This window comes from Brevibacterium sp. (assembly GCF_052105255.1).
In the GTDB taxonomy this organism is placed as follows: Bacteria; Actinomycetota; Actinomycetes; order Actinomycetales; family Brevibacteriaceae; genus Brevibacterium; species Brevibacterium linens_B.
In genome coordinates this window covers 18,661-42,304 of sequence record NZ_JBQDYQ010000015.1, presented here as the reverse complement: position 1 = coordinate 42,304, position 23,644 = coordinate 18,661, and the positions used below count along the sequence as shown (strand labels likewise).

Here is a 23,644-nt window from a genome sequence, read left to right as displayed (position 1 = left end):
CGCATCGACCGCTCAAGTCCGCACCGACCGCGCGCCGCATAGCTCGCTGCAGTGTCGCTGAGGTGAGCGGTCGGCAGATAGCGGCCGCGTCAACGGTCCCCCGGATCAGTCCGGCAGGCTCGTCACTGCCCGGTTGAAGTCCATGGCGGTCTTGATCCAGAATGCCAGCTGCTCGTCATCACGAACAGACTCTGCGCTCACGTTGATCCATCCCGGCCCCATGTTTCGCCCGGTTCCCATCTCGGCTTGGGCAGCTTCTGGTCGCTTGAGGAGCTCATCGTGCCGAGCGGCATCGACTCGCACCAGCAGATCGCCCGTCTTACCTGCACTGACGATCATCTTCTCGTTGACCATGACTGCGCGGCCGCCGAACATCGAGACCTCTCGAACCACGGGCCCTTCGGCAACGAGCGCACGGATCCGTTCGACGAGTGAAGTCTGCTCGGGTGTCATCGCATGCTCTTCTCTGGTCAGCGGTGCAGTCAAGGTCGCTTTCACTGTGAATGGTACTCGCCGAGGCGGGACTCGTTTCCGGAGTCCCACCTCGGCGAATGATTTGTTCTGTCCGTCGGTTCACCGGCCGCTCAGCTCAGTGGCGAGCGCGCACTCTAGCCCAGTCCTCCTTCACTGAGCGCTCGAGTTACCGTCGCTGTATCAAGTTATGCGGCGGGCGGTCGACGCTGAGGTGAGCGGTCGGCGTGGCCCCCCCTATGGCTCAGCGAGCCACGGGGTTGGGCATGGTGCCCGCGTAGAGCAGTGATTCTGCTTGGTTGCCGATGTCGACCATCTGCTTCGTGTTCTTCAGCTGCAGCCGGTTGAGGCACGAATGGGCGAAGCGTTCGGCACGCAGGTCGACGTCTCCGCTGACACCGCGGGCCGCATCCGGGTGTTCGGCTTCGTACTCGTCGAGCATCTCACCGACAATCGCCCAGAACCTGTCGGCAGGCAGCAGTCCATCGGCGTCGAGGATGCCAGACAGATGCCGCAGGACCCCGTCGAACATGTCAGTGAAGACCGACAATGCCTTCTCCTCCCCCGACACCACGGCGCGGATGCGTTCGACATCGGCGGGCAGCTCGCGGTGGCCGAGCACGGCGACCTCCTCACCGATGTCCTTCATGAATGCCCCGGTGACCACATGCTCGTCGAGGACGAGGATGAGGTTCTCCCCGTGCGGCATGAACACGAGATCGTGGGCCAGCAGTGCATGGACGAGCGGCTTCAGGTACGCCCGCAGGTAGCTGCGCAGCCATGCCCCGGAACCCAAGCCAGATGCGCTGATGAGCTCGCTGGCCAGCGACACCCCTTGGTGATCCCGGTGCAGCAGGGCTGCCATGGTGATGAGCTTCTGACCTGGTTCGATCTGCTCGACAGGGTTCTCCCGCCACAGGGCAGCCAGCATCTTCCGGTGTGGGTTCGTCTCCTTCGTCTGGTGGTAGACGTCCCCCGTGTAGCCGAGCGCGGCACGCTCCCGCAGCACTCGGAATCCCGCCTCGGCGAAGGTGGGGTCGGATCCGACCAAGCCAGCGACCCAGTCGTTGATGGCCGGGGTGTCACGCATGTACTTCGGCGACAGGCCACGCAGGAATCCCATGTTCTGCACGGCGAGCGCAACCTTCACATACGGAGCCCCGGCCCGCGAATGGTTGAAGAACGTCCGCAGGGACTGCTGCGCCTGGTGCTTGTCGAGCCCTTCCCCGAGCGGCAGCAGATCACCGCGGGCGATGTCCGCGGCGAAGGTGATCGCCAGACGGTGGTCGGCCTGCCAGGGATGGATCGGCATGAGGTGGAAGTCCGCAGGATCCTGTCCCGCCGCCCGGATCCGGGACCCGAAGAGATCCCGTTCGGCTTCGCTGAGAGCCTCACCGAGGTGGCCCTCCTCATCGAGTCCGATACCCAAGGACAGATGGCTGAGTTCGCGCCTCACTGCCACCCATTCGATGCGGTTGAGCTGTCCGTTCTCCGGTGCCCACTTGCGGAAGTCGCTGAGACCGAAGCCGATGCGACCGTTGTTCGCAAGGAACCCCGGGTGGCCCTCGGTCATGGCCGCCTCGGTGGTCTGGAAATCCGCATCGACGAGTTCCCGTGCGTCCGGCCGGCGCCTTGCTCGAGCGTCCTCGAGTTTGAACGCGGCTCCGGCCAGGGTCGAGGCGAGTTCCTCGAGGTAGGTGGAGATGAGGTCCTCGGGAATGGCGAGTTCGTCTTGGAGTTCGACGACGAGTTCCTGCGCGTCGAGCGGAACCTCGGAACCGTCGCGCCACCGGGTGATGCTCGCTTCGTCGATCACCCAGTGTTCGAGCGGCAGCACACGCGCGGTGAATGTGTACCGACTGGCGCCGTCGATGCTCAGTTCCCAGGTCCGGCCCTCGCCATTCGCCGAGGCGACTCCCCCTAACGGATGTGCACTGCCGTTCGCGGCAGCTCCCTCGCCCTCCCCGAGACTCACCGGTGCGATGAGTCGTTCGTGGGCGAATTCGGAGAGGGCTTTGGCGACGAGGTGGCGCTGCGCGACGGCGAACGCATCCCCGTTGAGGTGGGCGTACGGTGCCGGAGGGGTTGCGAACGGCCGACCCGTGCGTGATGTGGTGGACCTCCGGTCACTGTCCGACTCGCCGGTCTCAGCCACGCGCGACTCCCGGGCTTCGACTGCGACGAACGGAGCCAGCGCGCTGGCCTCGAAATCCACGCGAGTGCACACACTGACGAGCGCCGGTTTCTCGATCTCGCCCATCATGATGGTCGCCTCGGTGATGGGGGTGAACCCGGCGGCCCGGTTCTTCTCGATGATCGCGTCGTTCCTGGCATCGGGCTCGACGACGACGCGCTCGGCACCGCGTCCTCCCTGGTCAGCCGGCCTCATGCAGAAGTCGATGACCTCAGCCATGATGCGGTCGGTGAGTCCGTGTACGGCCGGTCCTGCCGGAGGGGCGACGAGCAGGTGCATCCCGATGTCCGCTGGTCCGGTCGCCACGACGTTCTGCGGAATGAGGCTGTCGGGAGTGTAGGTCTCGACGTAGAAGCAGTCGGTGCCGTCGACGGAGCCGACCCAACCGGCGTCGTCCGCGGAGTCGCGAATGCCCTCCAAGTAGGTCCGAACCTCGTTCTCGTCGAGGTCGGTCATCATCCAATAATGAGCGCGCGGGTGGGTCAGCCACTCGTGGATCCGGGCGGTGTCCCGGGCGACGTCGAGCGGACGGATGGTCACCGTCGCCGAGGCGGCCGTGAGCTTCACGTCCGAACTGCGGTCCGTGCGCGTACAGGTGGCGTTCGCACCAACCGCAGAATCGGTCGGATCGGTCTCGTCCGCCTCGGTGGCGGTGGTGGTGAGGTTGGTGATGAGTTCGGTGGTCATGCGTGTGACATCTCCTTGGAGTCGTCGAGTGCGAAGGCGGCATCGGGAACGGCATCGGATTCGTCGGCCGGCACCCCGAAGGTCTGGAAGGCGATGGTCCGTTCGATCGGGTAGGGTTCCCGGCCGGTGACTGAGGCCAGTACCACCGAGGCCCGCCACGGGCCGAAGCCGAGGTCAGGGGCGGTCACGCCGTGGGTGTGCTCTTCGCCGCCCACGACGTGGATGGTTCCTTCGTCGTTGATCGTGTAGCAGCGGCTGACCTCGAGGCGGCCTCGAGAATCCAGTCGGATGTCGTCGCCGAGGGGGCTGAGGAAGTCCGGCAGCTGCGACTTGTATCCGGTGGCGGCAATCACGGATCCCGATCGCCGAGTAAATGTCTTGTCCAGTGCCGTATTGCGGAAGCCGAGCAGGTATTCGCCGCTGATCGGGTCGATGTCGGCGGTGACGAGTTCGGCTTCGGAGATGAGGTTCGTCAGCAGCTGCCGCCCGCCGCGGCTGAGTCGGTAGAGAGTGTCGTGGATGTCGTCGACGAGGTCGGCGGAGATGCCCTTGTACAGCGTGCGCTGTTCCCGGCCGACGCGTTCGCGCAGCTCATCGGGCAGCGCCCGGAAGTGGTCGGTGTACTCCGGGGAGGTCATCTCAAGGGTGAGCTTCGTGTACTCCATCGGGAAGAACCGCGGCGACCGGGTCACCCAGTCCAGGCGCACTCCGCGGTCTTCGGCGTCGTCGACGAGGTCACGGTAGATCTCAGCGGCGGACTGGCCGCTGCCGACGATCGTGATCGACCCCGAGTCGAGCAGCGCCTCCCAGTTCTCGAGGTAGTCGGCGGTGTGGATGAGCGGCCCGGCAGCGGGCGAGTTGGCGGCGCTGTCCGGGCCGGCAGCGGGCAAGCCGGCGGCACCGTCCGGGCCCGTGCCGGACGCACCAGCGCCGACATCGCCCCCGAGCCCCTGCAGCGCAGGCGGCAGCACCGGCTGCGTTCCCACGCCGAGCACGAGATGCCGGGCGCGGTAGGTCTCGGTGCCCACGATCGAACCGGAGTCGTCGGCCACCTCGGCGAGGGCGGTGAACACACCATCCTCCCTCGTCACGGACACCACGCGACGGTTCCATCGCAGCGAATCCAACTGGGCGGAAACCCAGCGGCAGTATTCGTCGAATTCGGCGCGCAGGGGGTAGAAGGATTCGCGGATGTAGAACGGGTAGAGCCGCCGGCGCTCCTTGAGGAAGTTGAGGAACGAGTACGGGGAGGTGGGGTCGGCCATGGTGACGAGGTCGGCGAGGAACGGCACCTGGATCGTCGAGCCTTCGATCATCATGCCCGGGTGCCAGCGGAATTCGGAGCGCTGGTCGACGAAGATCGCGTCGACGTCGTCGAGCGGTTCCGACAGTGCGGCCAGGCCGAGTCCGAAGGGACCGATGCCGACGCCGAGGATGTCGTGGATGTGCGTGGAATCTGCGCTCATGCTGCGCCTCCTTCGATTGCGGCGCCCTCGAGATTCCGGCCGGCGAGGATGCCGTGCCCGGTGGCACGGACGAGGTCGAGCACGGCGGTGACGTCATCGATGCTGGTGTCGGGGTTGAGCAGGGTGAGTTTGAGCCACGGCGTTCCGTCGATGACGGTGCGGGCGATGGCGGCGCGGCCGGAGCGGAAGAGGGCTCGGCGGATGAGCGGGACGAGTTCGTCGCAGGTGACCGGATCCGCGGTCGCCGGGGTGAATCGGAACAGCACCGTGGACAGGTCCGAGGCACCCAGCACCTCGAAATCCGCCTGATCTTCGAGCAGCTCCCGGACGTCGGTCGCGAGGTCGCAGACGGTGTCGATCATCGCCCCGATCTCGCCCGCGCCACGGGCGCGCAGCGTCGTCCAGAGCTTGAGCGCATCGAAGCGGCGGGTGGTCTGCAGGGACTTGTCGACCTGGTTCGGTTCGGCGTCGGCTTCGTGCGCTTCGGCTTCGGGGTTGAGGTAGTCGTGATGGTGGATCGTCGGCGCGAACAGGCTCGCGTCCCTGATGAGCAGGGCCGACGAGGACACGGGCTGGAAGAACGTCTTATGGAAGTCGATGGTCACCGAGGTGGCCTTCGAGATCCCGTCGAGCAGGTGGGCTCGTTGAGGGGCCCACAGCAGTCCGCCGCCGTATGCGGCGTCGACGTGAAGCCAGACGTTCGCCGCTTCGCAGACCTCGGCGATGGTCTCGAGCGGGTCGATGACACCGCGGTCGGTGGTGCCGGTGGTGGCGACGACGGCCATGGGGATCTGGTCGTTCGCCTCGATGGCGAGCAGGCTGGCATTGAGGGCTTCGGCGTCCATGCGACCGGACTGGTCGGTCGGGACGGTCACGACCGCCTCGGCGTCGAGGCCGAGGAGGAATGCCGCGCGGGACACGGAGAAATGGGCCTGGTCGGTCGCGAGGATGCGCAGCCGGGACAGCCGGTCACGGCGGTTGGGCGCGCCCAGGTCAGGGCCGCCTCGGCGAGATTCGGTGTCAGCGTGTCCTGCCGCCTCGGCGAGGACGTTTTCGCGGGCGAGGAACAGCGCCTGGAGGTTGGACTGGGTGCCTCCGGAGGTGAAGATTCCGTCACCGCCGACGAAGCCGAGGTGGCCGCAGGTCCAGTCGATGAGGCGGCGTTCCATGAGGGTGGCGACCTCGGATTGGTCGTAGGTGTCGACCGAGGTGTTGATGGCGGCGAGCATCGCTTCGGCGGCGACGGCGGGTACGGCAACCGGGCAGTTGAGGTGGGCGACGTAGCTGGGATGGTGGAACCACACGGCATTGTCGGCGTAGAGGGCGTCGACTTCGCGCAGGGCTTCGGCGTCGCCGACGCCTGCGGTGTCGAGGTCGACGGCGTCGACGGCGGCCTGGAGTCCGGAGCGATCCTTCGCCGAGGCGGCCCGCTCGGTGGTGCGGAACCGTTTGCCGAGGATGTCGACGACATCGTGCATGAGCGATGCGTACTCGTCAGCGCTGTGGGCGCCGAGGAGGGCATCAGTGTGGGGGATTTCGGGGGTCTGAAGGGGTGCTGAGGTGGGTGTCGCTTCGGTGTCGTAGAGCAGAGAAGTCGTCACTGTGAGGTTTCCTCCTTCGATGATGCGCACCGCGAAGCGCGGCTCGCATTAGGGAAACCTACCCTAACTTTCTGCATTGGCGAAGAGTCTGTTCGCCGGCCCGACAACTACGGGCGTCGCGCATTCAACGGGCAAGACCGTGCCCGCGCCCAGGTTTCATGCGGCAAGGAGGCTGTTCGCACTACGGGTGCATCGGACCGAAAAGCGCTGAGTGGTCTTCGTCACATCGGGGTGTGTCATCCAACATCGTGAGACGTTCCAGACGGGCGGCTGACGAGTTCAGGACACTTCGTGCGGAGTCCCGAGACAAAATTCCGCACAGATCGTCTGAAACTCGGCAGATGCATCGCTCAAGCCCCACACGCACGAAATAGCCGCAGCCTCCGCACATATGCGGAAACTGCGGCTTCTCGTCGGCCAGAAACCCCTCCTTCAGAGGTCCTGCCTACCTCACTTCACGACGTAGTTCGGGGCCTCGACGGTCATCTGGATATCGTGCGGATGGCTTTCCTTCAACCCAGCCGTGGTCAGACGGACGAACTTGCCCTTGGCCTTGAGCTCGTCGACGGTGCGCGCGCCGACGTAGAACATCGTCTGGCGCAGACCTCCGGTGAGCTGGTGGGCGACCTGCTTGAGGTGACCGCGATAGGCGACACGACCTTCGATGCCCTCGGGGATGAGGTCGGTGTCGGTGGCGATATCGGCCTGGAAATAGCGGTCCTTCGAATACGACTTGCCCTTGCGCGGGGCCATCGCGCCCAGCGAACCCATGCCGCGGTAGGCCTTGTACTGCTTGCCGTTGACGAAGATGAGTTCGCCCGGCGACTCGTTGCATCCGGCCAACAGAGATCCGAGCATCACGGTATCGGCACCGGCGACCAGGGCCTTGCCGATGTCACCGGAGTACTGGAGACCGCCGTCGGCGATGACCGGAACTCCGGCGGCCTGAGCGGCCTGAGCCGCGAGGTGGACGGCGGTGACCTGAGGGACGCCGACACCGGCGACGACGCGGGTGGTGCAGATCGATCCGGGTCCCACGCCGACCTTGACGGCGTCGACTCCGGCCTCGACGAGCGCCTGCGCGCCTTCCTTCGTGGCGACGTTACCGCCGATGATCTGCACGGCGGAGAACGCCGGGTCCGACTTGATCGTCTTGATCATGTCGGTGACTCCGCGGGCGTGGCCGTTGGCGGTGTCGACGACGAGGACGTCGGCGCCCGCCTCGGCGAGCATTCCTGCACGCTCGTAGGCGTCGCCGTAGAATCCGACGGCGGCACCGACGCGCAGGCGACCTTCGTCGTCCTTGGTGGCCAGCGGATATTCCTCGGTCTTGACGAAGTCCTTGACGGTGATGAGGCCCTGGATGACGTTGTTGTCATCGACGAGGGGCAGCTTCTCGACCTTGTGTTCGGCAAGCAGCTCGAAGGCTTTCTCGGCGGCCACGCCGACGGGGGCGGTGACCAGCGGCATCTTCGTCATCGTCTCGGCGACGGTGCGGGTGGGGAATTCGCTGCGGGTGACGAAGCGCAGGTCGCGGTTGGTCACGATGCCGACGAGCACATTGTTCTCATCAACGACGGGCAGTCCGGAGATGCGGTACTTGCCGCAGATCTCGTCGAGCTCTTCCAGAGTCTTGTCCGCGGTGATCGTCAGCGGGTCGTTGATCATGCCCGATTCGGAGCGCTTGACGTAATCGACCTGCTTCGCCTGATCCTCGGCGGAGAGGTTGCGGTGGATGATGCCCAGGCCGCCGATGCGGGCCATGGCGATCGCCATCCGGGATTCGGTCACGGTGTCCATCGCCGCGGAGACGAGGGGGATGTTGAGCTCGATCTCCTTGGTCAGCCGGGTGGCCGTGGAGGCTTCGGAAGGGATGACATCGGTGTCGCCTGGCAGGAGGAGGACATCGTCATACGTGAGTCCCGTCAGCGAGAACGGATCGTTTGCGGCCTGTGAGTCCTGCTCAGGGTTTCCCATGAATACAGCCTTTCGACGCGAAGATACGGTGGCTCAATGCTATCGGAGCGAGAGAGTCGACCGCTATGGGTTCAAGCACCGGGCACTGTGAGACTGGCTACACAGGAAAAGCTGTCGGATTCGCCCTACCGCCCCTCCCCCACGGACCGTGCGAGGTCGAGGGTCGAAGCCTCGGAATCGTCGAGGTGGATGCGCAGCAGTCCTTCGGCTCCCTGCCGATCCCCGGATTTCATCTTCTCGAGGATGTCCCGGTGCGGGTTCGCCCAGTGCGAATGGTACTTGCCGGGTTCGGGCGAGCGCGAGAACGTCGTCGACAGCCGAGCCATGAGGTTGAGGTAGAACTCGTCGAGCAGCGGTGAACCGAGGAGACCGACGATCGCGCGGTGGAACGATGCCGAGTGTTCCTGCGCGTCGGCCCAGGTTTCGTTCTTCGGCGCGGTTTCGGCCCGGACCACGGAGGCTTCGACGGCGGCCATCGCCTCGTCGGTGGCATCCTGAGACTCCTGGACGGCGCGGATCTCGAAGACCCGTCGAGCACGGTACAGGTCCTTGAGCTCGTCGATGCCGAATGTGGAGACGAAGAAGCCCCGGTTGGGCTCCTGGGTGAGCAGCCCGGCGTGACGCAGCAGGCTCAGCGATTCGCGGGCGGTGTTGCGCGAAACGTTGAACTCCTTGGCCAAGGCACCATCGCGGACCGGGCTTCCCGCCGGGTATTCACCGTCGGTGATGCGGGTGCGGACAAGGGCGACGATCGCCTCTGACGTGCAGCCGGGGGAATGTGGACTCATACCACCAGGCTACCGTGTCCCCGCCGACCGTGGGCGAACTTCGCCGCCGACTCTGCCTGAGTCGACCGCTCAGAACGCTGCGACCGCGCCCGGGTTGAGGCTCAGACGCGAGGTGAAATGGCGCGGGCACCCCGTCAGCGGATCGTCGAATGCGATTTCCGCGGCCAACAGCTGCAGCGGTGACGTGAAATCGTACGGATCCGGAGCGAGATCGACCGGATAGACCGGATCACCGAGGATGGGCAGCCCGAGCGCGTTCATGTGCACCCGCAGCTGGTGCGTCTTGCCCGTGACCGGGCTCAGCTCGTATTCGGCAACCGCGTCCATTCGCCGAGGCGGTGCTCCGTTTCCGTTCCCCGCCCAGTCGGACGGGGCACCGTCAGCTCCCCCTCGCCGAGGTGGCCCAGCTGCATCCGTAGCCACTCGAGTTCCGCTGGGGCTGAGTCCCCGTGCTCCGATGGTGCGCACGAGGCGGATCCGACTGACCGCGTTCGGCTCCCCTGCGACTTCGAGCACCTGGCGTCCGCCGACCGGCTTGACCAGGCGGGATTCGCGGACGAGTGGGAATTCGAGCTCCGGCGGCGGGGCCGGCGCCAGGGCGCGGTAGGTTTTGCTGACCCTGCGGTCTTGGAACAGGCGCTGGTAACGGCCGCGCGTCTCGGGCCGTTTCGACAGAACCAGCAGACCGGCGGTGATCCGGTCGAGTCGGTGGATGGCGACGAGGTCGGGCTGGTCGAGCTCGACACGCAGCCGGGTGACGACGCATTCGCGGACGAAGCGTCCGTTCGGGGTGCTGGCGAGGAAATGAGGTTTGTCGACGACGATCAGGTCCTCGTCTTCGAACACGATCCCGACGTCGAAGGGGATCCGCTCTTCGAGTGGGACCGGACGGTGGAAGAAGTAGAACCCGCCGGGAATGACCGGATCGTCCCAGGTCACCGTGCGCCCCGCCTCGTCGCACATGTCCCCATCGGTCAGCAGCGCCTGTCGGGACTCGGGGGCCGCCTCGGGGAATTCGGTCTCGAGCCAGTCCCCGATCGAGTCGGGGACGGGCAGGTGATTCTTCGCATGGGTGGCCCTGCCACCGGGAGCGCGCAGCGCGGTCGCCGAGATTCCTTCTCGAGGCGGAAGCGGACTGCGGGGCATAGGGTCAAGTCTATGCGGTGCCGTCGTCGTCCCCAGTCGATGCGGCGACGCCTGAGGCACGGTCGTGGAAGCAGTGACAGGGAAGCACCGGCATGGAAGCTCTGGCGCGGAGACGCGGTCGCGAAAGCACCGGCGGGAAGGCTCTGGCGCGGAGCCGCACAAAATGTGCCGGATACCGCAGATCGGCCGCGGTTTCCGCAAAACTCCGAGACGCCTTCGAATTCCCGCCGGCTGAGCACCTATGGTGGGACACATGGACCGCATCGAACTTACGCAGGATGTCCTCTGCGAGAAGGTCGTTACTCCGATCGTTCTCGCGATGTTCGCCGATCACGAGTGGGACAGCGTCGCGATGCTCCGCGATACCGACGATGAGCGTCGGCTCTTCGCAAGGATCGTCGTCGCCGGGGAGGCCGTTGAAGTCCTCCTCGATTACCCCGGCAACGATGAGAGCCTCTATGACATGCAGGAGCGCCTGGTCGCGGAGTTCCGGTCATTCATCGAGACCTCTGAGTTCGGCGCGCGACGCACCCCGGAGTGGGAGGCCGATTCATTTGCCTTCGAGCACAAACCTGCTGTCGTCACCCGCACCCCGCGACCGGATTTCGACGGACCGCCGGACTGCGTTCAGCGTCGCCTGCGCAACCGCGGGAGGGTCATGCGCGTCGACCGGCGCCGTTGCGTCTCCGCTCACCGCCGCAGCTGAACAACCGCCCCGCTGCTTCCTGCCCCCACCGCAGTCGGCTGCGCGCCGGGCGCGCCGCGTCGCGGCCCAGTTTGAGTTGAATAGCCCAGTTTCAAACATGTGCTGCTCACCTCAGACTGGGCTGTTCGGCGCGCGGTCGCCCGCTCACGCCCGCTCGACGAGGAAGTCGATGTCGACGCCGTCGGGCAGGGCACCGTATTCGCGGCCTCGATCGGCACCGAGGCGGGCCGCCGCGAAGCTCGATGCCACTTCAGCTGGTGCGGATTCGAAGAGGATCGCCGCCTGCATGAGCAGCGCCATCTTCTCCACGAGAACTCGGCCTCGCCCCTGCAGCGCCGCCTGCGCCGCCGCATCCCCGGAATCCAGGTCCTGCACCGCTGACTGCAGCGACCGCGCCAGCGATTCGTAGGCTGTATCGAAGTCCGCGTGGTTGCCCAAGCCGGTCTCGAGGAAGCCGAGGAAAGACTTGGCACTCCGCGGTTCACGGGCCACGGCACGCAGCACGTCGAGGACGATGACGTTTCCGGAGCCTTCCCACACCGCCATCACCGGCTGCTCCCGGTAGCGGCGGGCCAGTGGGAACGCTTCGGTGTAGCCGTTGCCGCCGAGGCACTCGAGTGCCTCGTACGCGTGCTCTGGCCCGCGTTTGCAGATCCAGTATTTGCCGACGGCGGTGGCCAGACGGCGGAAATCGGCCGCCTCGGCGCTGTCGTCATCGTAGGCCGCGGCCAGGTGCAGCGCCGTGTAGGTGGCGGCTTCGGTTTCGAGCTGGAGGTCGGCGATGACGGCGCGCATGAGCGGCTGGTCGATGAGTGTGGCACCGAAGGCCGCGCGCCCACGGGCGTGCCAGGCCGCCTCGGCCACACTTTGGCGCATCCCCGCGGCCGAACCGAGGACGCAGTCGAGCCGGGTCTGGGCGACCATCTCGATGATCGTGCGCACTCCCCTGCCCGGCTCGCCCAGCAGCCACCCTTCGGTGGCATCGAACTCGACTTCCGAGGAGGCGTTGGACTTGTTCCCGAGCTTGTCCTTGAGCCGTTGGATGCGTACCGAGTTGAGGTCCCCGCCGGGCAGCACTCGGGGCACGACGAAGCAGCTCGGGCCCTCATCGAGCTGGGCGATGACGAGGAACGCGTCCGACTGCGGAGCTGAGCAGAACCATTTGTGGCCGGTGATGAGGTAGTGGTCGCCGGACGGGACCGCAAAGGTGGTGTTCGCCCGGATGTCCGATCCGCCCTGCTTCTCCGTCATCGCCATGCCGAAGGTCACTGCGGTCTTCGCCGCCGAGTCGATCCGCCGCGGATCAAAGCCGGCGGCGGTGGCACGCGGCACCCAGAAATCGGCGAGCGCAGAGTCAGTGCGCAGGGACGGCACGACCGCGTGCGTCATCGACACGGGGCAGGCGTGGCCGGGTTCGATCTGGGAGAAGAGCATGAACCGCACGGCGCGTTCGACGTTCGCCCCCGGCCCGGGGTGCGTCCAGGCGTAGGAGTGGGCTTCCGCATCAAGCGCATCGCCGATGATCCGATGGTAGGCCGGGTGGAATTCGATCTCGTCGATGCGGTGGCCCCAGTCGTCGTGGGTGCGCAGCACCGGCCCGTGGACATTGGCCAGGCGTGCGTCGTTGATGAAATCAGCGCTGCCGACGAGCGCCCCGATGCGCTCGAGCTCGTCATGCGAGGCATCCGGCGCATAGTGGGCGAGCGCATCCTTCAGAGCCGTATTCAGCGTGAACTCGTTGATATCTCGCCGAGGCGGCGCCTGGTTGAACACCGTATGCGTCGTCCGTGGGGTGATGGGTTCCGCCGCGGGTTCTGCGGAGCGTGTGACTGCAGGGTTCGCTTTCGTTGACGCGGTGTCGGGCGTCGCGGTCATGGTTCTCCTAATGCGGATCGGGTGAACGTGGTCAGTGCCTTGATGAGGGTCTCGATCTCTGCGGAGCTCGGATTCGGGGTGGCCGGGTCGAGGATGTCGACGAGGTTCTCTCCCACGCTTCCGACGATCGACCGAGCAACCACCTCGGCGGGGATCGTCGTACCGCCCACCCGATCAAGGGCTTGCCCGATGGCGGCGACATATCCGCGGCGCAGCCGCAGACGTTCGCTCTGAACCGGCGCGGGGACTTCTTCAAGCAGCAGGGCGTGGGCGAGCCGGCGACCGGCTACGGCGCGGCGGACGAAGACTTCGACGGTCGATTCCGCGACCTCGGCGGCAGTGGATGCTTCGTCGACGGTGCCGGCAATGATGTCCAGTTCGTGGCCGGCGGCCTGGGCGAAGACCAGCCGCAGCAGCTCATCACGGTTGCTGAAGTACGTGTAGATCGATCCGGCGCTACTGTCGGCCTCGGCGGCGACCGCGGCCACGCTCGCCGAGGCGAATCCTCCGCGAGCGATGACATGTCGAGCGGCACGTTCGATGCCGGCCCGGCGTGCCTCGGCGTTGGCCCGAGTGCGCTGGGTTGCGCGGTACGCCATCCTCACCTCGGATCGTCGAAGGGCTCACTTCCACAAAGAAATGAATCGTGGTTCAATTGTTCTCAGTATGACACTCGTCACAAGGAGAAGCAATGAAGCTCGGAACCATGCTCGACACCACCGTCCTGCGGAACCCGGACAAGGAAGCCCTGGTCTATGAGGATCAGCGCTTCACCTACGCCGAGCTGCGGCACCGGGCGCTCAAGGCGGCGCAGGTGCTCAGTGACAACGGAATCCGGCCCGGCGACGCCGTGGGCATCATGACGGTGAATGTCCCGGGGTTCGTCTTCGCCGCTTTCGGCGCATGGTACCTCGGTGCGACCGTCGTACCGGTCAATCACAAGTTCCAGCCCCCAGAGGTCAAGTACACGATCGAGCATTCGGGAGCGAAGCTCGGCATCGTCAGCACCGAGCTCGGCGAAGTCGCGCGGGCCGGGGCACCGGACATCACCTGGCTGGAGACAGAACCCAGCGCCCCGGGCAGCTTCGATGTCCAGCTCGATGCCGCAACCGAGGCCGAGCCCGGGGACTTCACCGATGAACAGGTCGCGCAGATCCTCTACACCTCCGGCACGACGAGCTCACCGAAGGGATGCGTGCATTCGCACCGCAATATCTTCCAAGTCGGCACTCTCATCAACCTCAACATGGACTACCGCGACGACGACCGGTACCTCATCTGCATGCCGATCTGGCATTCGGCGCCGCTGAACATCGCGCTCATCCCCACCATCCAGATGGGTGGAACGGTCGTCCTCCAGCGGGCGTACCACCCGGTGGAGTCGATGCAGATCATCGCGGCGGAACAGATCACGACGTTCTTCGGACCCACTGTCGCCTATGTCGCGCCGATCATGACCGCGAAGAAGCTCGGCTTCGATTTCGCCGACTATGACTTCTCGTCCATTCGCCGGTGGAACTACGGCGGCGCTCCGATCGACCGCGCGACGGCGGCCATGCTCATCGAGGCCTACGGGACGAACCAGTTCTACAACCTCTTCGGAATGTCCGAGATGGGTCCGACCGGCTGCCTTCTCGGACCTGAGGACCAGCTCCGCAAGGCCGGGTCCGTCGGCAGGCATGCCATGGTCGGCAACGCCATGCGAGTGGTCACGGCCGACGGTTCCGAAGCAGGTCCCGGTCAGACCGGCGAGATCTGGTTCGCCGGTGACACCCGGATGCGCGAATACCTCGGCAATCCCCAAGCCACCGAGGCGGCCTTCGAGGGTGAGTGGTACAAGACCGGTGATCTCGCTCGGCTCGACGAGGACGGGTATCTCTATATCGTCGACCGCTCGAAGGACGTCATCATCGTCGGCGGCGAGAATGTATTCTCCCTCGAGGTCGAGGAGGCCGTCATCGCTCACGACCGGGTCGCCGACGTCGCGGTGGTGGCGAAGCCGGATCCGCAGTGGGGCGAGCAGGTCGTCGCCTTCATCACGACCACCGATGGTGGGGACTTCACCGTCGATGAGCTGCGCGACCACCTGGCCGACAAGCTCGCCCGCTACAAGCTGCCGCGCGAAGTACTGACCGTCGATGAACTGCCGCGCAACCCCTCAGGCAAGCTGCTCAAGCACAAGCTGCGCAGCGAGGTGGCCGCCGGCTGAGCGGCACCCCTCCAGTTCCGTCTCGGCGAGGCGATCCGCCAGGCTACGGAACCGTCCTCGGTTCCCGGATCTCACACAGCTTCGAGTGCCTCGACGGGGCTGATCGATGTAGCCGCGCGGGCGGGTTCGCGGCTGGCGATGAACACGGCGATGAGGGTGCCGCCGATGACGGCGATGACGACCGTCCAGGGCACGCTCGGGGCGAAGAGGCCGAGCAGGGGCGAGAGCAGTGTCAGTGCGCCGACCCAGCCGAAGCCGATGCCCAACGGCACGGCGACCAGGCAGGCGGTCAGGCTCAGCTGCAGGCCTTCGGCTGTGATCATCCGACGCACGCGCTTCGGGGTCTGGCCGAGCGCCATGAGCAGCCCGATCTCCTGAGTACGCTGACGCACGGAGAGCATGAGCGTGTTCGCGACGCCGATGACGGCGATGATCACGGAGAAGAGGATGAGGGCCAACGCGAACAGCATCGACTTGTCGATGACGGTGGCCAGCGCGTCCTCGAGACCGCCCCACCCTTCCTTGCCGAGCGACCTGGCATACCGCAGCAGCTGATCGCGGAAGGTGGTCATGGCGGTGGCGAACATGACGATGAGCGTGATGCCGATGACGAGTCCGATGACCGTGCGCGCGTTCCGGGTGGGATGGCGGGCGATCGTCGAGGCGGCCAACCGGGACACCGCGGTGCGCCCGCACAGCCAGCCCATCGCCGCCTGCAGGGGCGGCAGTATCCACGGGTGGCCGATGATGACGCCGAGGAATGTCAGGCTCGAGCCGAATGCGGTGAGCACCACGCTGATCACGCTGATTCGATGATCGGCGGCCCCGATCACGGCGTTGACGAGGAACGTCAGCCCCATGGACAGCAGAATCAGCGAGGCGGTGAGTCCGCCGAGTGAGGCGCGGGCATCCTCGGGCCGGAGCTCCACCACCTGCGAGGTCGCCTCGATCGGAGAGATCCCCGTGATGCGGCGCGCACCCAGGTACGCCGACAACCAGGTCACGATGATGGTGGCGAGGGCGGGAACGGCCATGGTCGGGGTGAGGAGGGCGACCTCCTCGGTGATGGCGTTGCCCAGATAATTCTGGGCCGCTTTCGCCAGCCCGGTCGATGCCGCGAAGGCGAGCACCGCGGCGGGAACGGAGATGATCAGTCCCTCCGCCGAGGCGGCCCTGCGCAGCCGTTTCGACGACGCCCCGATGAGGCGCAGCAGAGCCAACTGGCGACTGCGACCGGCGATGATGATCGAGAACGTATTCGCGATGACGATCGCGGAGACGAAGAGGGCAATGAGGAAGAAGGTGAACCCGACCATCGACAGCAGGTTCTGCGCGGTCTCGGATTCGGCGATGATCTTCTCGGACGACAGCCACGCCGTCAGGATCGCGATGCCCTGCATGATCGCGGTGCCGAAGAGGGCAGCGATGAAGACGACGAGGACGCTGGGGAGGAACTGCCGCGGGTTGGTTCGGATTTCGCGCAGCGGGTTCATCGGCTCACCGCGGATTCGGCGCGTTCGTCGATGTCGAGCATGGTCGAGGCGATCGCCTCAGCAGTGATCGCGTCGTTCAGTTCCGTCACCGGGGTGCCGTCAGCGATGAAGATCACGCGGTCCGCGTGGGCGGCGACGATCGGGTCGTGGGTGACGAGCACGATGGATTGGCCGAAGTCGCGGACGACCTCGACCATGATCGCCATGACTTCGCGGCCGGACTTCGCATCGAGGTTGCCGGTCGGTTCGTCGGCGAAGAGGATGTCGGGGCGGGTCGCAAGGGCTCGGGCGATGGCGGTGCGCTGCTGTTGTCCGCCGGAGAGCTCGTTGGGTCGGTGTTTGAGCCGGTCCTCCAACCCCAGGCGGTGGACGATCGTGGTGATCCAGGCACGCTCGTCGGCGTTCGGGCGACGATCGTCGAGTTCGAAGGGCAGCCGGATGTTCTCCTTGACGGTGAGCGTGGGCACGAGATTGAACGCTTGGAAGACGAATCCGATCCGGCGGCGGCGCAGGGCGGTGAGGTCGTCGTCGCGCAGCTTCGTGATCTCCTGTTCGCCGAGGTGGACCGTGCCCGAGGTGGGACGATCGAGTCCGGCGAGGACGTGCATGAGTGTTGATTTCCCCGAACCCGAGGGCCCCATCACCGCGGTCAGCTTGGCCGGTGCGATGTCGGTGCTGACCCCGCTGAGAGCCGTGACCGCTGCCCCTTTCGGATCGAAGACCTTCGAAACGTCGCGAAGTCGGGCAATGGGCATCGTCGGGCCGGTGGTCATGGATTCCTCATGCGTCGGTGCAAGCTGTCATTTCCAGACTAACGAGGATCAGCGCCCAGCAACATGAAAAGCGACTGGCCAGTAGGTGTGAGCCAGCTGTGTACAGCGGGTGCTCTGGCCGCGCGGCTTCCCTTGTTGGGCATCCTCGATCACGATGTGATCTTCCCCGACGGCGCGATCGTGCACAACCCCCTGCGGGTGCTGGCCAATGATGCCGGCGCCGAGGTGGTCTTCACTCTGTTCCGTCTGCCGGGAGTCGACGACGCCGAGTTCGACCGCGATGCCGACTTGGTTCGAGCCGACCTCGCCCGCCTGCGCGCTCATCTCTAAGCGAACCGCGCATAAGCACGACCGCGCCGGAGCGCCCTTCGTCCAGGCCTCGCGCGCGTGCACCAAGCCGACAACAACGACACATCCCCATGCCCGAGCACGCTCTAGACGGCACAAAGCGCGCAACCACGACTGGAGCACAGTGGCTTCAGGCTTTGTGTACACCTGTCTCTGAATTGCTCAGGTACTTCAGTGTGCATTTCAGAGCAGGGTGTGTCGAAAGTGGAATCCTGCGCGCCCGAGGCCCTTGAGCCTACCTGCGCGCGGAACGCAGCCGGCGATATGCGCGACGGGCGAACTCCGTGGTTCGGCGACCTGTGCTCTCCACGCGCCGGGCTGCTCGGACAGCAGGCTCTGCCTCGCGCCGCTCATCTCGTCGGCGGGCCTCGTCGCGTTCGGCGCGTAGGCGCTGCAGCTGCGACTTCACCGCCTGCACCTCTTCGTTCGCCCGTGCCGCCTTCCGGTCCTTGAGCGCCATCACCAGCCCGTAGTTCTGGACGGCGTTGAGACGTTCGCGGACTACGCCGATGTCGTCGACGTATGGGTTGTCGATCGCTTCGGCGTGGAAGAAGCCGGGTGCTTCGGTCTCCGCCGCTCCGGGGGTGTCGCCCAGCGTCTTCGCGACGACGAAGTCCCACCACTGCTGATGCTCAGCGCGGCGCTTCTGCGACTGTGCACTCAGTCGGCCCGTGAGCTCGTCTCGGTTTCCCACCGCTCCGACGGCAGTCGACACGATGTCGTCGACCGAATCGAGCGGCAACACGTAGTCCTCCATACCGACGTTCTCCGCAGCTCCCCTCATGCGGATGGACGAATAGAGGTTGGGGGCCAACGAGATGAGGGGAACGCCCGCAGCTCCGGCGAAGATCGCCGCGTGGTACCGGGTCCCGACGACCAGTTGGGCCTGCTCAGTCAGGGCGATGAGCTCTCGTGCGGTGAGCATCCGGGTGGGAACGACCTCAGCATGCCCGCTGCCCCGAGCGATCTTCGGGTCGGTGAGCTGGTCTCTCGTCTCCGGCGCTGGTGGCAGTGCTCCGCCGTGCGGCACAAGCAGCACCCACAGGCCGGTATCCTCGGCGAGCCGACGGGTGAGTTCCGCCAGTCGTGCGTGATAGTCGTCATCACTGAGCATCGGGGTCGAGGCCTTCTCGGCGAAGCTGGCCAGGATGAATGGACGTTCGGTCAGATCCGACACGGCAGACCGGTCCTCGTCGCGGGCTGTCAATGAGAACGCGTCGTCGACCTGACGGCGCACCGTCGCGGAGCCTCGTCCGAGATCGTCGACGAGCTGGGTCGTGTAGCTTTCGCGGGTTCCGACGAACTCCGCCTCGGCGAGGAGGTCGTGGACGATGTCCCGATCCTCGTCGTAGATGAGCGGGCCGAGAGTCTGGCTGGTCAACGCATACGGTTTGCCGAGGGCACGGGCGATCTTCGCCAGGGTCGCACGCTCGTAGATGTGTTGGGCGAACATCGAGTTGAGGTTGCCACCGCCCGCGATGAGGACGGCCGCGGAATTCCGGACTGCCTCAATGACGTCAATCGCCGGGTCATCTGCCTTCAGCGCATTCCGGTCTCCGGCGACGTAGTCGAGGATCTTCTTCATCCGAGAGGTATTGGGACGTCGGTCGCGCCTGAACCCGATGCGTCTGACAGCGTCGACGCCGTACATTTCGCTCGCGTGCTGGGGTTGACCGGCGATAAGCGTGATGGCGATATCCGCTCGGGCACGAAGCTCATCGATGGCCAGTTCCGTCATCGCCTCATCGCCGAGGTGGTAGAACCGGCTCCAGCCTACGTCGCCGATCATCGTAATTCTCTTCATGGATCCCTTGTTCACGTCATGCACTGCAGAACTTCAATCGAATGTTCCGATCACTGTAACGACAGCGATGCGTTCGCTCGTGAACAGCACCTGTCTCCGAGGTGAATACGTTCGCGTCGAAATCGACAACGGAGACAGCCGCGGAGGCAACCGCCCTGAACGCATTGAAAGGGTGGCGGGCCGTCTCGGCGAGGGTGCATACGCCGATGAATGCGACAGTGGCCCGGAACGTGATGTTCCGGGCCACTGTCGTGGTCAGAGATGACTCAGTCCGAGCGGATGGCTCAGTCCTCGTCCTCCTCTTCCTTCTTCTCGACAACCAGGGTCTCGGTGGTGAGAACCAGGGCGGCGATCGAAGCGGCGTTGCGCAGCGCCGAACGGGTGACCTTGACGGGGTCGATGATTCCGGCGCCGATGAGGTCGCCGTAGTCACCGATGGCGGCGTTGTAGCCCTGGCCGGAATCGAGGTCGGTCACCTTGGCGACGACGACGTAGCCGTCCTGGCCGGCGTTCTCGGCGATCCAGCGCAGCGGTTGGACGACTCCGCGCTTGACGATCTCGGCACCGGTGAGTGCGTCACCGGACAGTCCGAGGTCGTTGCCGTCGAGGACCTTCGCAGCGTGGATCAGAGCCGATCCACCGCCGGCGACGACACCCTCTTCGATGGCGGCTCGAGTAGCGGACACGGCGTCTTCGACGCGGTGCTTGCGCTCCTTGAGCTCCACCTCGGTGGCGGCGCCGACTTTGATGACGGCGACTCCGCCGGAGAGCTTGGCCAAGCGCTCCTGCAGCTTCTCGCGGTCCCAGTCGGAATCGGTGTTCTCGACCTCGGCGCGGATCTGAGCGACACGACCGGCAACAGCATCGTCGGCACCGGCACCATCGATGATGGTGGTGTTGTCCTTGGTGACGGTGATGGTGCGGGCGTTGCCGAGCTCTTCCAGAGTGACCTGGTCGAGCTTCATGCCCATGTCCGGTGTGACGACCTGGCCACCGGTGAGGACGGCGAGGTCCTCGAGGATGGCCTTGCGACGGTCACCGAAGCCGGGAGCCTTGACGGCGGCGACGTTGATGATTCCGCGCAGCTTGTTGACGACCAGGGTCGACAGAGCTTCACCCTCGATGTCCTCGGCGATGATGAACAGCGGCTTGCCGGCCTGCTGCACCTTCTCGAGGACTGGCAGGAGCTCCTGGATGTTGGAGATCTTGCCCTGGTTGATGAGGATGAGCGCGTCGGAGAGCACAGCCTCCTGGCGATCGGCATCGGTCACGAAGTGCGGCGACAGGAAGCCCTTGTCGAACTGCATTCCTTCGGTGATCTCGAGTTCGACGGACGCGGCCTGCGACTCGTCGATCGTGATGACGCCGTCCTTGCCGACCTTGTCGAAGGCATCGGCGATGAGCTTGCCGATCTCGGGCGACTGAGCCGACAGACCGGCGACGTGTGCGATCTCCGAAGAGTCGGCGACGTCGCGGGCGATCGTGCCCAGCTGCTGCGAGACGGCCTCGACGGCGGTCTCGATGCCGCGCTTGAGCTGTCCGGGTGCGGCACCTGCGGCAACGTTGCGCAGTCCTTCGTTGACGAAGGCCTGAGCGAGAACAGTCGCGGTGGTGGTTCCGTCACCGGCGATGTCGTTGGTCTTGGTGGCGACTTCCTTGGCCAGCTGTGCGCCGAGGTTCTCGTAAGGATCGTCGACCTCGACCTCACGGGCGATGGTGACACCATCGTTCGTGATCGTGGGAGCGCCCCACTTCTTGTCGAGCACGACGTTGCGGCCCTTGGGTCCCAGCGTCACCTTGACGGTGTCGGCCAGGGTGTTGACACCCTTTTCCAGTGCACGACGGGCTTCGTCGTTGAATTCCAATGATTTAGGCATTCGTCCTCCTGTCAGTGAAGTTGTCGTTCAGGGGATTCAGCCGATGACGGCGAGCACGTCGCGAGCCGAGAGCACGAGGAACTCTTCGCCTGCGTACTTGACTTCGGTGCCTCCGTACTTGGAGTAGATGACCTTGTCGCCGACGGCGACGTCGACCGGCACGCGGTTTCCGTTGTCAGCAACGCGGCCCGGGCCCACTGCGACAACTTCGCCTTCCTGAGGCTTTTCCTTGGCGGTTTCGGGAATGACCAGACCACTGGCGGTAGTCTGTTCTGCTTCGACCTGACGGATGACAATCCGATCTTCGAGTGGCTTGATGGAGACCGACATATCGGGCCCTCTCCCTTCGCTGGGTTCTATTTCATCGAGTCAGACGGCGGCTTATGCCATGAACCTCTCGTCGTCGCGGGTGCCGAGCGATTCGACCGTCTCATGAAACTGGCACTCAATGAGTGCTAGTGCTAATTCTGACTCTAGAACGCTCTTAGCACTCGGTCAACTTGAGTGCCAGCAATTCGTCATCCTCTGGGCGAAAGTTCAGATTGGGCCTGGAACCCGGGGTTGCCAGGCACCGAAAAGCGTGGGCCCCGAGGATCTCTCCTCGGGGCCCACGCTTCGTGCTGGCCGCCTCAGCTCAGTTGCCGATATCTGTTGTCAATGGCGGCCAGAGTTCATGGCCTCTACAGGCGCCCAGTCGGGGAACTCGGCCCTGATCTCAGATCAGGCGCAGGCCCACTGACCCCAGCCGGCTGCGGCCTGGAGCTTCTTGGCACGCTCGAACTGCTCCCGCGGGCTGGCATCGATCGGGTTGCCGCTGCCGCCCATGGACTGCCAGGTGGCGAGCTTGAACTGGAACAGACCGAAGTGCGCGCGGTTCGACTGGTTCACCGCACGGGGGTTGAAGTTCGACTCGCACTTGGCGACCTGGTACCACTTGGAACCGGGGCCGCCGAGCATCGCCTTGATCTCTGCGGTGCTCATGTCGCCGCCACCGGAGCCGGAGCCGCCGCCGGTGTTCGAGTCGCCGGAATCACCCGAACCGGAGTCACCCGAACCGGAGTCACCCGAACCGGAATCGCCTGAACTGGAGTCACCGGAATCGCCCGAACCGGAATCGCTGGAGTCACCCGAGTCGGAGCCGCCGGTGTCCGCCGGTTCTTCCTTCTTCTTGGTGCCCTGAATGACGACCTTGGTCTTGGGCTCGGAGAGGACCTTCTCGTCCTTCTTCTCCTTCTTGACCTCTTCGCCGTTGATCGTCTTGACCTTGTAAGTGACCTGCTTTTCGCCATCCTTACCTTCGGTCTCGACCTTGGTCTCACCCTCATAGAGGGAGTCGGACTTCTTGGTCTCGACCTTGGCCTTGATGGTCTGCTTGTCCTTGACGGTGTCGTTCTTCACGCGGTTGACGGTGAGCACCTGGCCGTCGGAGACCTCGGCGGACATCGGCACGGACAGGAAGTCGTCCTTGTTCAGCTTGACGCCCGTGTCCTTGAGGGCTTCCTTGGCGGTACCCACGGCGGCCGAGACCTTGTGGTCCTTACCATCGGCGACGACGGTGAGGTCCTTCGACGTGGTCACCTCGATGTCATTGCCCTCGTCCTTCAGCCGCTGGCCGGCCTTCGCATTGAGGTCGGCGCCCTTCGCGTCGACGCCGAGGTCGGCCAGAGCCTGACCGACGGTGTTCGCGTTGGTCCATTCGTCGGATTCCTTGCCATCGACGGACAGCGCCACCTTCTTCGCCGTGTTGACGGTGATCGTCATGTCACGGTCGACCTCGGTGCCCACGCCGGGCTTGACCTGGTCGCGCTTATCGACATCGATCTCATGGCTGTCGAGGATGTCCCCGACCGTTCCGCCGAAGGTCCGGATCTCCTCGGCCTGCCCGTTGACCTCCAAGGTCACAGGCTTGTTCATGGTCACAACTGCGCCCGTGCCACCGACGAGTCCGGTGATCACGACCGCCTGTGCAGCGATCTGAACCTTGCGGTTCTTCAGAAAATCAATCACAAAAATATCCCTGAGCAGAGTTTATCGACCCGTTCACTGTAACCGATTCGTTACACGGTTCGCAAAATATCACGGAAATGTAACGGTGTGAGTTTCCTGAGGGCGTGTCTGACCTGGAGTTCCCCATGTTTTAGGGGGCATTCCCGACCGTGACATCTCCTCGCCGAGGCGGCGCACCGATTCGTTACCTCGCTCACTGAGCCTGAGGCTCGGTCCAGCCCG

Annotated in this window: 18 protein-coding genes; 3 read left to right on the top strand and 15 right to left on the bottom strand. The window is 65.1% G+C overall.

The genetic code is table 11. From position 1 onward, the window contains the following. Window positions 1–105: 105 nt before the first annotated feature. The 7 genes from ACTIIH_RS06505 to ACTIIH_RS06475 form a co-directional block, all read right to left on the bottom strand. Window positions 106–453 carry a TfoX/Sxy family protein gene (locus tag ACTIIH_RS06505; protein WP_441091795.1) on the bottom strand — a complete coding sequence of 116 codons (348 nt, stop codon included), beginning with the start codon at window positions 451–453 and terminating at the stop codon, window positions 106–108. A gap of 262 nt (window positions 454–715) precedes the next feature. Next, a complete protein-coding gene (locus ACTIIH_RS06500) occupies window positions 716–3,352 on the bottom strand; it encodes a GNAT family N-acetyltransferase (protein WP_441451176.1) in 2,637 nt (878 codons plus the stop codon). Then, window positions 3,349–4,818, bottom strand: a complete 1,470-nt coding sequence (locus ACTIIH_RS06495; protein ID WP_441451175.1) for a lysine N(6)-hydroxylase/L-ornithine N(5)-oxygenase family protein — start codon at window positions 4,816–4,818, stop codon at window positions 3,349–3,351. Before ACTIIH_RS06495 ends, ACTIIH_RS06500 begins: the two co-directional genes overlap by 4 nt. Further along, window positions 4,815–6,296 carry a pyridoxal phosphate-dependent decarboxylase family protein gene (locus ACTIIH_RS06490; protein WP_441451192.1) on the bottom strand — a complete coding sequence of 494 codons (1,482 nt, stop codon included), beginning with the start codon at window positions 6,294–6,296 and terminating at the stop codon, window positions 4,815–4,817. The genes ACTIIH_RS06495 and ACTIIH_RS06490 overlap by 4 nt, the downstream gene beginning before the upstream one ends. Window positions 6,297–6,869: 573 nt before the next feature. Continuing rightward, a complete protein-coding gene (guaB, locus tag ACTIIH_RS06485; RefSeq protein ID WP_441451174.1) occupies window positions 6,870–8,396 on the bottom strand; it encodes an IMP dehydrogenase in 1,527 nt (508 codons plus the stop codon). A gap of 125 nt (window positions 8,397–8,521) precedes the next feature. Beyond that, a complete protein-coding gene (locus ACTIIH_RS06480; protein ID WP_169252966.1) occupies window positions 8,522–9,184 on the bottom strand; it encodes a GntR family transcriptional regulator in 663 nt (220 codons plus the stop codon). Between the two features lie 69 nt (window positions 9,185–9,253). Then, window positions 9,254–10,330: a pseudouridine synthase gene (locus tag ACTIIH_RS06475; RefSeq protein ID WP_441451173.1), complete on the bottom strand. Its 1,077-nt coding sequence runs from the start codon at window positions 10,328–10,330 to the stop codon at window positions 9,254–9,256. A gap of 253 nt (window positions 10,331–10,583) precedes the next feature. Here ACTIIH_RS06475 and ACTIIH_RS06470 point away from each other — a divergent pair, with 253 nt between their 5' ends. Then, window positions 10,584–11,036, top strand: coding sequence for a hypothetical protein (locus ACTIIH_RS06470; RefSeq protein WP_441091801.1), 453 nt, complete (start codon window positions 10,584–10,586; stop codon window positions 11,034–11,036). A gap of 144 nt (window positions 11,037–11,180) precedes the next feature. Here ACTIIH_RS06470 and ACTIIH_RS06465 read toward each other — a convergent pair whose 3' ends face one another. Together ACTIIH_RS06465 and ACTIIH_RS06460 are read right to left on the bottom strand one after the other, a co-directional pair. Then, window positions 11,181–12,911 carry an acyl-CoA dehydrogenase family protein gene (locus tag ACTIIH_RS06465; RefSeq protein WP_441451172.1) on the bottom strand — a complete coding sequence of 577 codons (1,731 nt, stop codon included), beginning with the start codon at window positions 12,909–12,911 and terminating at the stop codon, window positions 11,181–11,183. Next, a complete protein-coding gene (locus tag ACTIIH_RS06460; protein WP_441451171.1) occupies window positions 12,908–13,510 on the bottom strand; it encodes a TetR family transcriptional regulator in 603 nt (200 codons plus the stop codon). Before ACTIIH_RS06460 ends, ACTIIH_RS06465 begins: the two co-directional genes overlap by 4 nt. Window positions 13,511–13,602: 92 nt before the next feature. Here ACTIIH_RS06460 and ACTIIH_RS06455 point away from each other — a divergent pair, with 92 nt between their 5' ends. Beyond that, window positions 13,603–15,120, top strand: a complete 1,518-nt coding sequence (locus ACTIIH_RS06455) for a class I adenylate-forming enzyme family protein (RefSeq protein WP_441091804.1) — start codon at window positions 13,603–13,605, stop codon at window positions 15,118–15,120. Window positions 15,121–15,191: 71 nt separating this feature from the next. On the opposite strand, the gene ACTIIH_RS06450 is transcribed toward ACTIIH_RS06455, so the two are convergent. Further along, window positions 15,192–16,613 (bottom strand): ABC transporter permease, encoded by a 1,422-nt coding sequence (locus ACTIIH_RS06450; RefSeq protein WP_441451170.1) that lies wholly within the window; start codon window positions 16,611–16,613, stop codon window positions 15,192–15,194. After that, a complete protein-coding gene (locus ACTIIH_RS06445) occupies window positions 16,610–17,386 on the bottom strand; it encodes an ABC transporter ATP-binding protein (protein WP_441451169.1) in 777 nt (258 codons plus the stop codon). The genes ACTIIH_RS06450 and ACTIIH_RS06445 overlap by 4 nt, the downstream gene beginning before the upstream one ends. Before the next feature lie 87 nt (window positions 17,387–17,473). On the opposite strand from ACTIIH_RS06445, the gene ACTIIH_RS06440 reads away from it, so the two are divergent. Then, window positions 17,474–17,716, top strand: coding sequence for a hypothetical protein (locus tag ACTIIH_RS06440; protein ID WP_441451168.1), 243 nt, complete (start codon window positions 17,474–17,476; stop codon window positions 17,714–17,716). A gap of 253 nt (window positions 17,717–17,969) precedes the next feature. On the opposite strand, the gene ACTIIH_RS06435 is transcribed toward ACTIIH_RS06440, so the two are convergent. The 4 genes from ACTIIH_RS06435 to ACTIIH_RS06420 all read right to left on the bottom strand — a co-directional run bounded on the left by ACTIIH_RS06435 (window position 17,970) and on the right by ACTIIH_RS06420 (window position 23,422). Next, window positions 17,970–19,538, bottom strand: coding sequence for a polysaccharide pyruvyl transferase family protein (locus ACTIIH_RS06435; RefSeq protein ID WP_441451167.1), 1,569 nt, complete (start codon window positions 19,536–19,538; stop codon window positions 17,970–17,972). Window positions 19,539–19,822: 284 nt separating this feature from the next. Then, entirely contained in the window at window positions 19,823–21,415 is a 1,593-nt protein-coding gene (gene groL, locus ACTIIH_RS06430) for a chaperonin GroEL (protein ID WP_441451166.1), read from the bottom strand. Window positions 21,416–21,451: 36 nt separating this feature from the next. Further along, on the bottom strand, window positions 21,452–21,745 hold the full coding sequence (gene groES, locus ACTIIH_RS06425; RefSeq protein ID WP_039209993.1) for a co-chaperone GroES: 294 nt from the start codon (window positions 21,743–21,745) through the stop codon (window positions 21,452–21,454). Window positions 21,746–22,135: 390 nt separating this feature from the next. Beyond that, complete coding sequence (locus ACTIIH_RS06420; protein WP_441451165.1) at window positions 22,136–23,422, bottom strand: ubiquitin-like domain-containing protein; 1,287 nt, start codon at window positions 23,420–23,422, stop codon at window positions 22,136–22,138. Window positions 23,423–23,644: the final 222 nt, after the last annotated feature.

Bases quoted from the DNA above. Each gene is read 5' to 3' on its own strand.
- ACTIIH_RS06505 (WP_441091795.1), bottom strand. From the start codon at position 453: ATGACACCCGAGCAGACTTCACTCGTCGAACGGATCCGTGCGCTCGTT.
- ACTIIH_RS06500 (WP_441451176.1), bottom strand. From the start codon at position 3,352: ATGACCACCGAACTCATCACCAACCTCACCACCACCGCCACCGAGGCG.
- ACTIIH_RS06495 (WP_441451175.1), bottom strand. From the start codon at position 4,818: ATGAGCGCAGATTCCACGCACATCCACGACATCCTCGGCGTCGGCATC.
- ACTIIH_RS06490 (WP_441451192.1), bottom strand. From the start codon at position 6,296: ATGCACGATGTCGTCGACATCCTCGGCAAACGGTTCCGCACCACCGAG.
- guaB (WP_441451174.1), bottom strand. From the start codon at position 8,396: ATGGGAAACCCTGAGCAGGACTCACAGGCCGCAAACGATCCGTTCTCG.
- ACTIIH_RS06480 (WP_169252966.1), bottom strand. From the start codon at position 9,184: ATGAGTCCACATTCCCCCGGCTGCACGTCAGAGGCGATCGTCGCCCTT.
- ACTIIH_RS06475 (WP_441451173.1), bottom strand. From the start codon at position 10,330: ATGCCCCGCAGTCCGCTTCCGCCTCGAGAAGGAATCTCGGCGACCGCG.
- ACTIIH_RS06470 (WP_441091801.1), top strand. From the start codon at position 10,584: ATGGACCGCATCGAACTTACGCAGGATGTCCTCTGCGAGAAGGTCGTT.
- ACTIIH_RS06465 (WP_441451172.1), bottom strand. From the start codon at position 12,911: ATGACCGCGACGCCCGACACCGCGTCAACGAAAGCGAACCCTGCAGTC.
- ACTIIH_RS06460 (WP_441451171.1), bottom strand. From the start codon at position 13,510: ATGGCGTACCGCGCAACCCAGCGCACTCGGGCCAACGCCGAGGCACGC.
- ACTIIH_RS06455 (WP_441091804.1), top strand. From the start codon at position 13,603: ATGAAGCTCGGAACCATGCTCGACACCACCGTCCTGCGGAACCCGGAC.
- ACTIIH_RS06450 (WP_441451170.1), bottom strand. From the start codon at position 16,613: ATGAACCCGCTGCGCGAAATCCGAACCAACCCGCGGCAGTTCCTCCCC.
- ACTIIH_RS06445 (WP_441451169.1), bottom strand. From the start codon at position 17,386: ATGACCACCGGCCCGACGATGCCCATTGCCCGACTTCGCGACGTTTCG.
- ACTIIH_RS06435 (WP_441451167.1), bottom strand. From the start codon at position 19,538: ATGAAGAGAATTACGATGATCGGCGACGTAGGCTGGAGCCGGTTCTAC.
- groL (WP_441451166.1), bottom strand. From the start codon at position 21,415: ATGCCTAAATCATTGGAATTCAACGACGAAGCCCGTCGTGCACTGGAA.
- groES (WP_039209993.1), bottom strand. From the start codon at position 21,745: ATGTCGGTCTCCATCAAGCCACTCGAAGATCGGATTGTCATCCGTCAG.